The 13,886-nt window shown below is 54.9% G+C and carries 12 protein-coding genes; 7 read left to right on the forward strand and 5 right to left on the reverse strand.

Translation table 11 applies throughout. The features are described from left to right. Nucleotides 1-33 precede the first annotated feature (33 nt). Both SPG90_RS00345 and hemB read right to left on the reverse strand, forming a co-directional pair. Nucleotides 34-1,758, reverse strand: a complete 1,725-nt coding sequence (locus SPG90_RS00345) for a lysophospholipid acyltransferase family protein (RefSeq protein ID WP_045400597.1) — start codon at nucleotides 1,756-1,758, stop codon at nucleotides 34-36. A 127-nt stretch (nucleotides 1,759-1,885) separates the two neighbouring features. Further along, entirely contained in the window at nucleotides 1,886-2,860 is a 975-nt protein-coding gene (gene hemB, locus SPG90_RS00350) for a porphobilinogen synthase (RefSeq protein ID WP_028017695.1), read from the reverse strand. Between the two features lie 455 nt (nucleotides 2,861-3,315). Between hemB and SPG90_RS00355 the strand changes: the two genes are divergently transcribed. Both SPG90_RS00355 and SPG90_RS00360 read left to right on the forward strand, forming a co-directional pair. Beyond that, on the forward strand, nucleotides 3,316-6,093 hold the full coding sequence (locus SPG90_RS00355; protein WP_322407819.1) for an autotransporter outer membrane beta-barrel domain-containing protein: 2,778 nt from the start codon (nucleotides 3,316-3,318) through the stop codon (nucleotides 6,091-6,093). Nucleotides 6,094-6,185: 92 nt separating this feature from the next. Then, nucleotides 6,186-6,809 (forward strand): helix-turn-helix domain-containing protein, encoded by a 624-nt coding sequence (locus tag SPG90_RS00360; RefSeq protein WP_023310523.1) that lies wholly within the window; start codon nucleotides 6,186-6,188, stop codon nucleotides 6,807-6,809. Nucleotides 6,810-6,811: 2 nt separating this feature from the next. On the opposite strand, the gene ampH is transcribed toward SPG90_RS00360, so the two are convergent. Beyond that, a complete protein-coding gene (ampH, locus tag SPG90_RS00365; protein WP_023310524.1) occupies nucleotides 6,812-7,972 on the reverse strand; it encodes a D-alanyl-D-alanine-carboxypeptidase/endopeptidase AmpH in 1,161 nt (386 codons plus the stop codon). A 204-nt stretch (nucleotides 7,973-8,176) separates the two neighbouring features. Between ampH and SPG90_RS00370 the strand changes: the two genes are divergently transcribed. The 3 genes from SPG90_RS00370 (at nucleotide 8,177) to SPG90_RS00380 (ending at nucleotide 11,158) form a co-directional block, all read left to right on the forward strand. Next, nucleotides 8,177-8,710 (forward strand): isochorismatase family protein, encoded by a 534-nt coding sequence (locus SPG90_RS00370; RefSeq protein ID WP_126302965.1) that lies wholly within the window; start codon nucleotides 8,177-8,179, stop codon nucleotides 8,708-8,710. Nucleotides 8,711-8,825: 115 nt separating this feature from the next. Further along, a complete protein-coding gene (gene sbmA / locus SPG90_RS00375) occupies nucleotides 8,826-10,046 on the forward strand; it encodes a peptide antibiotic transporter SbmA (protein ID WP_047173792.1) in 1,221 nt (406 codons plus the stop codon). 14 nt (nucleotides 10,047-10,060) lie between these two features. Continuing rightward, nucleotides 10,061-11,158, forward strand: coding sequence for a DUF1615 domain-containing protein (locus tag SPG90_RS00380; protein ID WP_023310527.1), 1,098 nt, complete (start codon nucleotides 10,061-10,063; stop codon nucleotides 11,156-11,158). On the opposite strand, the gene SPG90_RS00385 is transcribed toward SPG90_RS00380, so the two are convergent. Then, entirely contained in the window at nucleotides 11,155-11,454 is a 300-nt protein-coding gene (locus tag SPG90_RS00385) for a DUF2755 family protein (protein WP_008503287.1), read from the reverse strand. The two genes, SPG90_RS00380 and SPG90_RS00385, sit on opposite strands and share 4 nt — an antisense overlap. Before the next feature lie 249 nt (nucleotides 11,455-11,703). Here SPG90_RS00385 and SPG90_RS00390 point away from each other — a divergent pair, with 249 nt between their 5' ends. Further along, nucleotides 11,704-11,931, forward strand: coding sequence for a DUF2754 domain-containing protein (locus tag SPG90_RS00390; protein ID WP_023310528.1), 228 nt, complete (start codon nucleotides 11,704-11,706; stop codon nucleotides 11,929-11,931). Here the strand turns inward: SPG90_RS00390 and ddlA are convergent. Beyond that, complete coding sequence (ddlA, locus tag SPG90_RS00395; protein WP_047173793.1) at nucleotides 11,928-13,028, reverse strand: D-alanine--D-alanine ligase; 1,101 nt, start codon at nucleotides 13,026-13,028, stop codon at nucleotides 11,928-11,930. The genes SPG90_RS00390 and ddlA overlap by 4 nt on opposite strands. Nucleotides 13,029-13,131: 103 nt before the next feature. Between ddlA and SPG90_RS00400 the strand changes: the two genes are divergently transcribed. Continuing rightward, nucleotides 13,132-13,815, forward strand: a complete 684-nt coding sequence (locus SPG90_RS00400) for an extensin family protein (RefSeq protein WP_322407821.1) — start codon at nucleotides 13,132-13,134, stop codon at nucleotides 13,813-13,815. Nucleotides 13,816-13,886 lie beyond the last annotated feature (71 nt).

Raw genomic sequence — 13,886 nt, forward strand, 5'->3', positions numbered from 1 at the left:
GGACTGCCCGGTGCGGTTTTCACCCTCTCCCTTTTAGGGAGAGGGCTGGGGTGAGGGTATTAAATGCGCCTCAATATACCGCTGATAGCGGTTCGCCTTCAGGTAACACAAATCCACCAGCACCAGTCCGTCGACGCAGTCGTTAAACGCCGGGTCGCTGCCAAAATCAATAAACTGCACGCCGCCGGGTTCACACAGCTCGGAATACTGCTTGTAGAGCGGCGGAATGCCGCAGCCCAGATTGCCGAGCAGGGATTTCAGCTTTGTCAGGTCATCCACGTAATCCACGCCGCCAAACTGCGCGAGCACGTCCGGCAGCGATGCGGGATACGGCTGACGTGACGCGGCCAGCGGATGCGTTGCCGGGAACCACAGGCGGTAAAAGGCCACCAGCAGATCCCGTGCGGCAGGCGGTAAGCCACCGGAAATCGAGACCGGGCCAAACAGGTAGCGGTAGTTCGGATAACGCGCCAGGTAGGCTCCAATGCCGGACCATAAATAGTCCAGGCCGCGGCGTCCCCAGTAGCGCGGCTGAATAAAGCTGCGCCCCAGCTCAATGCCGTGCTCCAGCACGTCCTGCATTTTGTCGTCGTAGTGGAACAGGCTATAGCTGTACAACCCCTCAACGCCGCGCTTTTCGATCTGCATGGCCGTCGGCATAAAGCGATACGCCCCGACGATCTCCAGATCGTCCTCATCCCACAGGATCAGGTGCAGATAATCATCGTCGTAGCTGTCGGTGTCCCGACGTTTGCCGCTCCCTTCCTCGACCGCGCGAAAGGCAATCTCGCGCAGGCGGCCCAGCTCGCGCAGCAGCGGGGCGTCTTCCTGCCCGTTGCGCTGCCAAAGATAGATGGTTTTACCGTCGCTGGTATTGCCCAGACATTCGGCCTGCGCCAGCGCGCGTTTCAGGGTGGCGCGGTCTTCCGGGCGGGCAATGGCGCACTGGGTTTTAAAGACGCCAGGCAATCCCTTGCCAAGACGCATCACGTGCTGACGGCACTGTTCGGCCATCTCACGCGACGAAAGGGTGGCGCTGTGCCAGTGATGCCAGGCAATCTGCTGGCCGATCTTAATCGGCAGCTGGCTGTGGCGGCGGCGGAACATCTGCTGCATGAGTAACAGCATTGACAGCGTCGGGGAGACCAGCGTGCTGGCATAGAAGAGCAGGCTGTTATGCGCCTGAATATGCACCGGCAGCAGCGGGGCGCGCAGCTTGCTGGCGAGTTTGATAAAGCCAGAGTGCCACTTTTTGTCGCGAATGCCTTTGCGCGTGGGGCGGGAAACTTCTCCGGCCGGGAAGAAGATCAGCACGCCCGCGTTTTGCAGATGCTGTTCCATCTGCACCAGGGACGATTTCGCTGTCCTGCCGCCCATATTATCCACCGGAATAAACAGCGAGCTGAGGGGCTCAAGGTGGGTCAGCATCCGGTTGGTCACGACTTTAACATCGCGTCGCACGCGAGAAACGGCGTACATCAGCGCCAGACCGTCCAGCGTACCCGTCGGGTGGTTGGCAATAATGACCAGAGGGCCATGTTCGGGGATTTGTTCAAGATCGCGGGCGGAAACGGTGCAGAGAATATCAAGGTGTTCCAGAACTTGCTCCACCATATCCAGTCCTTTCAGGTGGCGGTGTGCTGCGGCAAATTGCTGAAATTCGTCTTCGTAAAACAGTCTTTTTAACAGACTTTTTTGCCAGGGGGTGGGCCTCGCCTGAGGCCAAAGATCGTCGAGAACGCTATCGAGGCTAAACATGGTTACTCCTCCTGCCGTCTTGCGAAGACAGTAGAAGGCGCAGATGTCGGTTGTATTGCAGTTTGGTGAAGATTAGCGCAGAGAGCAGGCCGGGTAAGGCGAAGCCGCCACCCGGCGCTAAAGCGGATTAACGCAGAATTTTCTTCTCGGCCAGATCCAGCGCGAAGTAGCTGAAGATCAGATCCGCGCCTGCGCGTTTGATGGCGCCGAGGCTTTCGAGGACCACTTTCTCTTCGTCAATCGCACCGGCCAGCGCGGCGAATTTGATCATCGCGTACTCGCCGCTGACCTGGTAAGCGCCCAGCGGCAACTCGGTGCGCTCGCGGATGTCGCGCAGGATATCAAGGTACGCGCCCGCAGGTTTCACCATCAGGCAGTCTGCGCCCTGGGCTTCATCAAGCAGGGATTCGCGAATCGCTTCCCGACGGTTAAGCGGGTTCATCTGATAGGTTTTACGATCTCCCTTCAGCGCCGTGCCCGCAGCTTCACGGAACGGGCCGTAGAAGGAGGAGGCAAATTTGGTGGAGTAAGACATGATGGCGGTGTCGGTAAAGCCCGCCGCGTCCAGCGCCTGACGGATCGCCTGAACCTGTCCGTCCATTGCGGCAGAGGGCGCGATGAAGTCCGCACCCGCAGCGGCAGCCACGACCGCCTGTTTGCCGAGGTTCAGCAGGGTGGCATCGTTATCGACACCGTGATCGCACAGCACGCCGCAGTGGCCGTGAGAGGTATATTCGCAGAAGCAGGTGTCTGACATAACCACCATTTCCGGCACGGTCTCTTTGCAGATGCGAGACATGCGGGCGACGAGGCCATCTTCCTTCCACGCGTCGCTGCCGGTGGCATCGGTATGGTGAGAGATGCCGAAGGTCATCACCGAGCGGATCCCCGCGTTGGCGATGCGTTCAATCTCACGTGCCAGATATTTCTCCGGAATGCGCATTACGCCCGGCATGGCTTCGATGGCTTTGTAGTCATCGATCTCTTCTTCGACAAAAATCGGCAACACCAGATCGTTTAAGGTCAGGGTTGTCTCTTCAAACATAGCGCGCAGTGCAGGTGACTTGCGCAGGCGGCGGGGACGTGCAATTAAATCGGTCATGGTATGCCTGATGTTTGTGGAACAAAGAAGGCTAGTGTACCTCAAAGTGAAGACAGGTGTTTTGGTAAAAGTGGGCATTTTATTTTGTAAAATGCGATGAGACTGGTTTTTTGGCATCAATATATAATGCAGGACAGTATAACGCCGAAATGGAGATGAGTTATTCATATTGTTTTTATATTAAATGGAAAACATCATTGAAAATGATTCATTATTTATTTTTATATGTACATTATTGTTTCGTCTCTATTTTAATGCTTTGTTTTTATAATATTTATCTGTAGTGACAGAGGCTTTCTCGGTTTTGATGTGTTATTAGTCTGGATACGGACTTAATGGAAACATTCATTGAACCTTTTCGAAATGAAAATGCATAATTCCCTCCGCAATTAAACTAAACATTGCAAAATCATTGATGGACAAACTTGCTTACGTCCCTGAGGAGGGATGACCCAATGCAAACATGGAAAAAGAAACTCGTTGTATCTCAACTTGCATTAGCCTGCACCCTGGCTATCGCTTCTCAGGCCAATGCGAAGAATATTTCCGGTACGACATATAATACATTCGGATACGATAATACCGCTTCCGCTCCCTGGTATTATGGCTATGCCGACTGGGATTACTCAGACGCGACCCACGACGGCGATATTTATCCGGTGATTAATAAAAGCACCGTGAATGGTGTTATTTCAACATACTATCTGGATGATGGCATCAATGGGCGGGCGAATGCGTTAAGCATTTCCAACAGCACCATTAATGGCATGATTACCTCTAGGTGTATGACCTCCTCGTGTGCTGACGGCCTGGATACTGATGGCACCAACCATTCTCAATACGATCGTTTTAGCCTGACCGTAGATAATTCCACCATTAACGATACCTATGAGCATTATGCGTATGACGTCGTGAACGGGGAAAATACGGAAAGACACAATCTGGACACGTATAATCTGGGTAATGCGATTACCCTGGATGTGGAGTCCGATATTGTTATCCAGAATAATTCCCACATTGCCGGTATTACCCTGACACAGGGTTATCAGGAGCCGGATAATACCCCTTACGACGGTGTGGAAGGCGTAGCCAACAGCAGCAAAGTATTTACCGACACGCTGGTGGTGAAAGACTCTGTTCTGACCTCAGGCGCGTACCGCGATCTGGGGACCAACGGGTTCTACGGTCAAACCGCGAAGCCGAGCGACTATGGTGAAACGAATGCCACGGCGGCGGATGATGCGGCGCTGATCGTTGCCGCTAGCGCGTCTGATAACGCGATGCAGACCACTGCCAAGTTCGATCACTCCACCGTTACTGGCGATATTCTGTTCTCCAGCACCTTCGACAACAACTTCTATCCGAACGGCGATCCGGCTACGGATACCACTGCAGACGGTGTCTATAACCCAACCACTAACGGCTGGGATGGTACCGATAAGCTGGATGTCACCCTGACCAACGGCAGCAAATGGGTCGGTGCAGCACAGTCCAGCGTCGAGGCTATCGGCCCAGCGCAGATGTATGGCCTGGGCTACAGCAACGTAGACTGGAGTAGCTTATCCCCTAACAGCATTTGGCCGGATTCCGTTTATGACAGTAACGGACACGTTGCGGGTGAAGCGGTGTATCAGAGCGGGCTGTTTAATATCGCGCTGGATAACGGCTCTGAGTGGGATACCCGCAAGCTTTCTAATATCGACACGCTGACGGTAAAAAACCAGTCTCAGGTTAACGTCGAAGACTCTGGTCTGCTGGCGGACTCCATCACCCTGACCAATGCTTCATCAATGAATATTGGAGACAGCGGTGCCGTGGCGACCGACCGTCTGTATCTGGACAGCTATAGCCGTGCGGCACTGACGGAAGAAACGGCCCAACTGTATGCCAACACCATCACCGTGGATAACGGTGCTGAGCTGGCGCTGGGGCTAGGTCAGGTTGATACGCACAATATGGAACTGACCGATGGCGGGGTGCTTAACGTTGCCAGCCGAGATTACGTCCTGAACAGCGATTTGAACAACACACGCTATATCACTAACGATAAGTACAATGCCGATTACGACTACGGTGTTGTGGCGATTAACTCTAATGGCCATCTGTCAGTAAACGGTGACGTTGCAGGTAACTACCAGGTGCGCATCGACGATGCGACCGGTGCCGGTTCCGTTGCTGATTACAAAAACAAAGAGATTATTCGCGTCTATGACAATAATGCGGATACCACAGCCAGCTTTACTGCCGCAAACAAAGCCGATTTAGGCGCTTACACCTATCAGGCGCAGCAGCAGGGTGACGCCGTTGTCCTTCAGCAGAAAGAGCTGACCGACTCTGCCAATATGGCGCTGAGCATCCCATCTGCCAATACCAATATCTGGAATCTGCAGCAGGATACCGTTGGCACGCGTCTGACCAACAGCCGTCACGGCCTGGCGGATAACGGCGGGGCGTGGGTGAGCTACTTCGGTGGCAACTTCGACGGTGACAATGGCGTTATCAGCTACGATCAGGACGTGAGCGGCATTATGGTGGGTGTGGACACCCAGATTGACGGTAATAACGCGAAGTGGATCGTCGGTGGTGCGGCAGGTTTCGCGAAGGGTGATACCAGCGATCGTACCGGTCAGGTCGATCAGGATAGCCAGACTGCGATGATCTATGCGTCAGCGAAGTTCATGAACGATCTGTTCCTCGACAGCTCCCTGAGCTACACCCGCTTCAACAGCGATCTCTCCGCCAACATGAGCAACGGTCAGTACGTTGACGGCAATACCACGAATGATGCTGTTGGTTTTGGGCTGAAGCTGGGCTATGACTGGAAGCCAAACCTCTCTGGCTACTTTACGCCATATGCCGCCGTCTCTGGCCTGTTCCAGTCTGGCGATGATTATCGTCTGAGTAATGACATGCGCGCTGATGGACAATCTTACGATAGCCTGCGTTATGAACTCGGCGTTGATACGGGTTATACCTTCAACTACGGCGGCGAACAGGCTCTGACGCCTTACTTCAAACTGGCCTACGTCTATGACGACGCCGATAACAATGCCGATATTAACGGTGACAGCATTGATAACGGCGTGAAAGGCTCCGCTGTGCGGGTAGGGCTGGGCACCCAGTTCAGCTTCACGAAGAACTTCAGTGCGTACACCGATGCTACTTATCTGGGCGGCGGCGACGTTGATCAGAACTGGGGCGCAAATCTGGGCGTGAAATATACCTGGAAATGAATAAAAGCGGGGGGAGTGGTTATCTCCCCCGCTTTTTATACAAGTAATAAAAATAATATTGGACCGACAAATACGGATGACTTGAGGTCTGCATGAACGTTAATGCGAAACCGCTTTCTGAATTACGCCGGCTCGAACAGTATTTAACAGCGGCCAGTACTCCTTTTACATGTGCGCCCCAGCAATTAATTACGTCAGACGAATGGAATGAGCCTTGTACGATCGTATTACAAACCGGCGTTATTGAGGTTTATCGAACTTCTGATGAACTGCTGGTGGGGATTGCGACTGCCCCTTTTATATTCGGGCTGTCTACGGTGGTGATTAATCACTCTCACGAATACAGGGTAATTGCTAAAACGGCCTGTACCGGTTTTTATTTGCCCACGGAAACCACCCGTCAACTTATCCAGCAGTATTCACTCTGGAAAGAGGCCTTCTGCTGGTTATCCTGGATAACTTACATTCTTGAGAAACGCGATAAGCAGCTGGTGGGAAATAACTCCTATCACCAGATCCGCTCAATGCTGCTGAATATGGCGGAATGGGATGAAACGCTGCGTTCAAAAATCGGTGTGATGAATCATATTCAACAGAGCACAAGAATTTCACGCTCCGTTGTTGCCGAGGTGCTTGCCGCCCTGAGGCAGGGAAACTATATCAATATGAGCCGGGGCAAGCTGGTCAGCATCAACCGCTTGCCCACGGAATATTAAGATCAGTTTGACGCGGTGAGCACCTGGGCCTTATTGGCGCTCAGTTCTGCCACCAGGTTATTAATCCCGTCACTCATATTGACGAAACGCGTATGCGGGGAGCGGGTGACCACCACAAATGCGCCCACGTTTGACTGCGGGATCATGGCCATATAGGTGATGAATCCGCCGCCGCCGCCGGTTTTCTGAATAATACCCGGACGGCCATTTTTCGGTGCCATATAGACCCAGCCCATGCCGAGCGCATCGGCTTTACCCGGCACGTCCATACCGATGACGCGTTGCAGCTGAGTGCGCTGATAAATCAGGGTCTGCATGCGATCGGCCTGGCTGCTGCGGGCGTAGAAATCTGAGGAAAGGAACTGCTGCATCCAGCGCATCATGTCGCCAGGCGTGGAATAGACCCCGCCGCTGCCCACGGCCGCGAGCGTGTTATTACAGGGGCTAGCGCCTTTCTCCGCCACCATCAGGCGACGGCACTGATCCGGGGACGGGGTAAAGGTGGTGTCTTTCATACCCAGCGGACGGGTTATCTGCTCTTCAAACAGCTGCGTGTAGGGTTTGCCAGCCGCCGTTGAAAGGGCGTCCGCCAGCAGGTCAAAGGCCAGGTTTGAATAAGAGGCCTGCGAACCCGGCGCCGCCTTCAGCGTGGCGGTGCTCAGGTAGCTCCAGCGCTGGTCGCGCGTTGGCCAGACAAATACGTCACGGTGCGCCGCCCCGCCTGGCTGCTCGCGCGGCAGGGCGCTGGTGTGGGTGGCAAGGTTCACAAGCCGGATTGGCGTCCCCTGATACGTGGGTACCCGGGCGCCTGGCGGCGCGTATTTGCTGAGCGGGTCGTCGAGCTTCACCACGCCCTGGTCGAGCAGTTTCACCAGCATTTCGCTGGTCATCAGCTTGGTTAAGGACGCGATGCGGATAACGGAATCCAGCTGCGGGTGAACGTTATTTCCTGGGCGCGTTTCGCCAAAGCTGCGGAACACACGCTGGTTGCCGTCGATGACGACCATCGCCATCCCGGTCGCGCCGCTGCCGTAATAGATAAGGTTCGCGTAGCGATCGGCAATATCTGAAGCTAAAACGGGCGCCGTCAGCGGTTGGGCTGCCTGGGCGGTAGAAAAGCTCACCGCACACAGCGCGGCAAAAGAGAGCAGACAACGTTTCAACGAAAAGCATCCATGAAGTGAATGAGGAAAGTAATGGGTATTTATACTACTAAACGGTACCGCGCAATGCCCCGAATTGCATAACGATAGCGAGAAAAACGTAACCATGGGTAAATATGAACAATTTACTGACGAGCCATCTCCCATTTTGTGACATCGGGCTTATGATAGGCACCAGTGTCCCTCAATCTTACGGAGAACGGTATGTCTGAGAAGCGTGTGGTTATGGTTGTCGATATGCAGAACGGGGTATTTGAAACCCCTCGTCATCAGCGCGAAAAGTGTGTCTCTCTGATCAACCAGCTTACGCAGGCAGCCGACAAGGTGATTTTTATTCAGCATATCGAGGCCGGGGGCCTGGAAGAGGGAAGCGAAGGGTTTGCGCTACTGCCTGAACTCCATCAGCCTGCTGACGCGCTTTACGTCACTAAAACCGCCTGTGATGCCTTCTATAACACCGCGCTAGAGACGCTGCTGCGTGAGCAGGGCATTCGCGAGTTTGTCATCTGCGGCTGCGCCACCGACTACTGCGTCGATGCGACGATTAAGAACGGCGTCAGCCGGGGTTATCACATTATCGTGGCGGAAGATGCCCACACTACCGCCAATCGCCCGGCGGCAGATGCGCAGATCCTGATTAACCACCACAACGACGTCTGGCGTAACTTCATCGCGCCGGCGAATCCTCTCGCGGTGAAACGCACCGAAACAATTCTTGAAAACTGGAAAGCGAACTAATAATTAACGCTCGGGTCTGACCTTTTTGCCGGAGCCGGGAGGCTGGCTCGGGCAGGTTTTTCGTGTGGTAACGTGTTGTGCGCAGCAACAGCCATAACAACAAGAAGGAAGCATTATGTTTAAGTCTTTTTTCCCAAAGCCGGGGCCTTTTTTCCTGTCGGCATTTATTTGGGCACTCATCGCTGTCATTTTCTGGCAGGCGGGCGGCGGCGCATGGCTGACGCGTATCACGGGAGCAACGGGCGAGGTGCCGATTAGCGCGGCGCGCTTCTGGTCGCTGAGCTATCTGCTGTTTTACGCCTACTATATGGTGTGCGTTGGGCTGTTTGCGCTGTTCTGGTTTATGTATTCTCCGCACCGCTGGCAGTACTGGTCGATCCTCGGCACATCGCTGATTATCTTTGTCACCTGGTTTCTTGTCGAAGTGGGCGTGGCGGTTAACGCCTGGTATGCGCCGTTCTACGATTTGATCCAGACCGCGCTGAGCTCGCCGCACAAGGTGACTATCAACCAGTTCTACCATGAAGTCGGGATCTTCCTCGGTATCGCCCTGATTGCGGTTATCATCGGCGTGATGAACAACTTCTTCGTCAGCCACTACGTTTTCCGCTGGCGTACCGCGATGAATGAACATTACATGGCGCACTGGCAGCACCTGCGCCATATCGAAGGCGCCGCGCAGCGCGTGCAGGAAGACACCATGCGTTTTGCCTCCACCCTTGAAGACATGGGCGTCAGCTTTATCAACGCCATCATGACGCTGATCGCCTTCCTGCCCGTGCTGGTAACGCTCTCTGCGCACGTGCCGGATCTGCCTATTGTCGGTCATATTCCGTATGGTCTGGTGATTGCCGCGATCGTCTGGTCGCTGATGGGGACGGGCCTGCTGGCGGTAGTGGGGATCAAGCTGCCGGGTCTGGAGTTTAAAAATCAACGCGTGGAAGCCGCTTACCGTAAAGAGCTGGTTTACGGTGAAGATGATCCCAACCGCGCCTCGCCGCCGACCGTCCGCGAGCTGTTTGGCGCCGTGCGTCGTAACTACTTCCGACTCTACTTCCACTATATGTATTTCAACATCGCGCGTATTTTGTATCTGCAGGTGGATAACGTTTTCGGTTTGTTCCTGCTGTTCCCGTCGATTGTTGCGGGTACGATTACGCTCGGTCTGATGACGCAGATTACCAACGTTTTCGGTCAGGTTCGAGGCTCGTTCCAGTACCTGATCAGCTCCTGGACCACCCTGGTAGAACTGATGTCCATCTACAAACGTCTGCGCAGTTTTGAACGTGAGCTGGACGATCGTGACCTGCAGGAAGTCACCAACACATTTAGCTAATACAGGAAGTTGCTATGTCTTTTGCCGTACCGCGCGCGTTACCGTTGTCCTTGCTGGCCGCTCTTGTGCTGGCAGGCTGTGCCGAAAAAGGGGCCGCTCCGCTCAAAAAGGGGGAGAAGCCCGTCGATGTGGCGAGCGTTGTGCGGCAGAAAATGCCCGCCAGCGTGAAGGATCGCAATGCGTGGGCAGATGCGCTGGCAAAAACCTTTGAAAGCCAAAAGATTGCGCCGACCGAGGAGAATATCTGCTCTGTGCTAGCGGTGGCGCAGCAGGAGTCAATGTACCAGTCAGACCCGGTGGTGCCGGGCCTAAACAAAATTGCCTGGAAAGAGATCGACCGCCGCGCGGAGTCCATGCATATCCCGGTTTTCCTGGTGCATACCGCGCTTAAAATCACCTCGCCGAATGGCAAAAGCTACAGCGAACGGCTGGATGCGGTGAAAACCGAAAAACAGCTTAGCGCCATCTTTGATGATTTCATCAGTATGGTCCCGATGGGGCAGAAGCTGTTCGGCTCGCTGAACCCGGTACATACCGGTGGCCCGATGCAGGTGAGCATTGCGTTCGCGGAGAAGCATACCGACGGCTACCCGTGGAAAATCGACGGTACGGTGCGTCAGGAGGTCTTTTCCCTGCGCGGTGGGCTGTGGTTCGGCACGTATCATCTGCTGAACTATCCGGCGAACTACAATGAGCCGCTGTACCGCTTTGCCGACTTTAACGCGGGCTGGTATGCCAGCCGTAATGCGGCATTCCAGAGTGCGGTCAGCCGCGCAAGCGGCGTCAAGCTGGCGCTGGACGGCGATCTCATCGCTTACGGCAGCAGCGAGGCGGGAAGCACCGAGCTGGCAGTACGGAAATTATCGACAACGCTTGGCTTGAGCAACAGCGACATTCGCCGTCAGCTTGAGAAAGGCGATAGCCTGGCCTTTGAGAAAACGGATCTGTACAAGAAGGTGTTTGCGCTTGCGGAGCAGAAAAGTGGGAAAACGTTACCGAGGGCGATCCTGCCGGGGATCCAGCTGGAAAGCCCGAAGATCACGCGTAACCTGACAACCGCATGGTTCGCAAAACGCGTGGACGATCGCCGGGCGCGCTGTATGGGGCTTTAACGGCGACGGCGAAAGCGCAGAACTAACGCTACAACGCCCAGAATCATACATCCCGCGAGGAAGGGGATCAGGCCGAACAGGGTGCTTACGCCAAACCCAATCTCAACTCGCGGGCGTCCGTTATCCTGCACCTGCATCAGGTGTTCATAAACGCCGGGGGCATGGACCAGCATGTTGAGCAGCTGTGAGCCGGCCCAGAAGCAGAACAGGACAAACAGGGCATAAGCAATATTACCCGCCGTGGAGGTTTTTGGTTTGCCGCCAAAAATCGGTTTCGACAATGTAAAGTCAGCCATGTTGACCTCCCGTGGTATCACTCTGTTTTAATACGCGTCTTACGGGGTGAGTTTGACAGGTCATCGCATTTGTCAATATCAGAATCGTGGTAATTTGCGCTCAGGAATTCTCCTGGATTGTCGATTTCTGCAGCACATCACAATTTCATCACTTAAGTGAAATTGCGTCGCGTTTCAGAATTTCCGTATTTGCCACAGACCTGGCCGTAAAACTGTGAGAGGATGTCTTTTTTTCCTGCCGGAGTTGTTATGAAGCTCACGTCCAAACTACGCCGTGACTGGCACTACTACGCCTTTGCCATCGGGCTGATCTTTATTCTTAACGGTGTCGTGGGCCTGTTGGGGTTTGAAGCAAAAGGGTGGCAAACCTATGCCGTCGGGCTGGTGACCTGGGTGATAAGTTTCTGGCTGGCGGGGCTGATTATCCGCCGTCGTCCTGAAGAGACGACAGCGGATGAGGCGAAGAGCGCCGATTAACCGTTTACGGAACTTTTAAGCGCGCTGTCGGCGGCGTGACGCTCCAGCGCCAGTTCGATCAGGCGGGTGATCAGTTCCGGGTAGCTCAGGCCGCTGGCCTGCCACAGTTTTGGATACATGCTGATGTTAGTGAACCCCGGCAGCGTGTTAATTTCATTGATCACCACTTCGTTTTCCGGCGTCAGGAACACATCCACGCGCGCCATGCCGCAGCAGCCGAGCGTCTGATAAGCGCGAATGGCGATCGCCCGGATCTTATCGTTAATCGCCGGATCGATATCCGCAGGAACGACAACCTGCGCGCCTTTGTCATCAATGTATTTGGTGTCGTACGAGTAGAAGTCGCTGTTTAACACCACTTCGCCGCAGGTGCTCGCCTGTGGAAAATCGTTGCCCAGCACGGCGCACTCAATTTCACGGCCTTTGATGCTCTGCTCAACCACCACTTTATGGTCGAACTCAAACGCCAGACGGACAGCCTGCGTGAACTCTGCTTCGCTGGTGACTTTGCTGACGCCCACGGAGGAGCCCTGGTTTGCCGGCTTCACAAACAGCGGCAGACCCAGCTCTCCGCTGATTTGCGCGAAGCTGTGTTTGTCGCGGTTTGCGCGGGTGAGGGTCACGAATGGCGCAATATTCAGCCCGGCATCGCGCAGCAGGCGTTTGGTGACGTCTTTGTCCATGCACGCTGCAGAGCCGAGGACGTCCGAGCCGACGAACGGCAGGTTGGCCATGCGCAGCATCCCCTGCAGGGAACCATCTTCGCCCAGGGTGCCGTGAACAATAGGGAAGACAACGTCGATCTGGGCGAGAGCCTGAGCGTTGCCGGCGTCGATGAGCTGCCCCTTCACGACGCCGGGTACGGTGGCGACGCTTACTTCCGAAGGATTAAGGGCGATATGGGCCGGATCGTGAGCATTCAGCAGATACTGGCTGGCATCGTTCACGTGCCACTGGCCCTGTTTATCAATGCCCAGCAGCACCACGTCGAAACGGCTTTTATCGATCGCATCAACGATATTTTTAGCCGATTGCAATGACACTTCGTGCTCCGCTGATTTTCCCCCAAAGACAATACCTACGCGCTGCTTAGCCATCTCACTCTCTTCCAGTCTGACGAAAAGCCAATAACATACCACGATGCCCGGCGGGTTTCGCGGCCTTCTGCCATAATGTTTTGGGGAATGTTGAGGGGGGAGAGTGAAAGGAAAAACGCTGCTGACCGTATTCATCATTGTGGCCGTTGCAACGGTGGGTTACCGCTGGTTGCCGTCTTACTACAACCCTTTCATGCCGATGACGCTGGACGACCCGCCGGGCCGAATCACCCAGTATAAGCTTCGGCGTTTAAACCCCGAGGAGTGCGAGAGCCTGCTCGCGCAGGCTAACCAAAGAGATCTCATCCACACCCAGCCGGTGGCGGGCAGCGGCGGCGCGTGTCCGCTTAACAACGTCGTGCGCGTGCGTGACTTCGGTCCGGTCGGCCTGAACAGCAGTTTTCTTGCTAGCTGTCCGCTGGCGCTCAGCTCTGCGCTGTTTATCAGCCAGCAGGCCCGACCGCTGACAAAGCGCTATACGGGCAGCGACCTTGCGCGTATCGACCACCTCGGCAGTTTTGCCTGCCGCAATATCTATCACCGCCCTGACGCGCGACGCAGTGAGCATGCCACGGCGGAGGCGCTGGATATCGCCGCCTTTCGGCTGGCGAACGGGGAGCGCGTCACGGTGCTGAACGGCTGGAAGGCGGCAACAACGCAGCCATGGCTAAAGGCCATGCTGGCGGCAAGCTGCGGCTACTACGGAAACGGCCTCGGGCCGGAGTATAACGCGGCGCATGCCAACCATTTTCATCTGGGAATGCACGGTTTCGGACTCTGCCGGTGAAGCATAATATTCCGCCAGAAAATGGATGAATTGTGACTTGTTTCACAAATATGATGACTGGGAAGATAAAA

This window comes from Enterobacter sp. D2 (assembly GCF_034427575.1).
Lineage (GTDB): Bacteria > Pseudomonadota > Gammaproteobacteria > Enterobacterales > Enterobacteriaceae > Enterobacter > Enterobacter cloacae_M.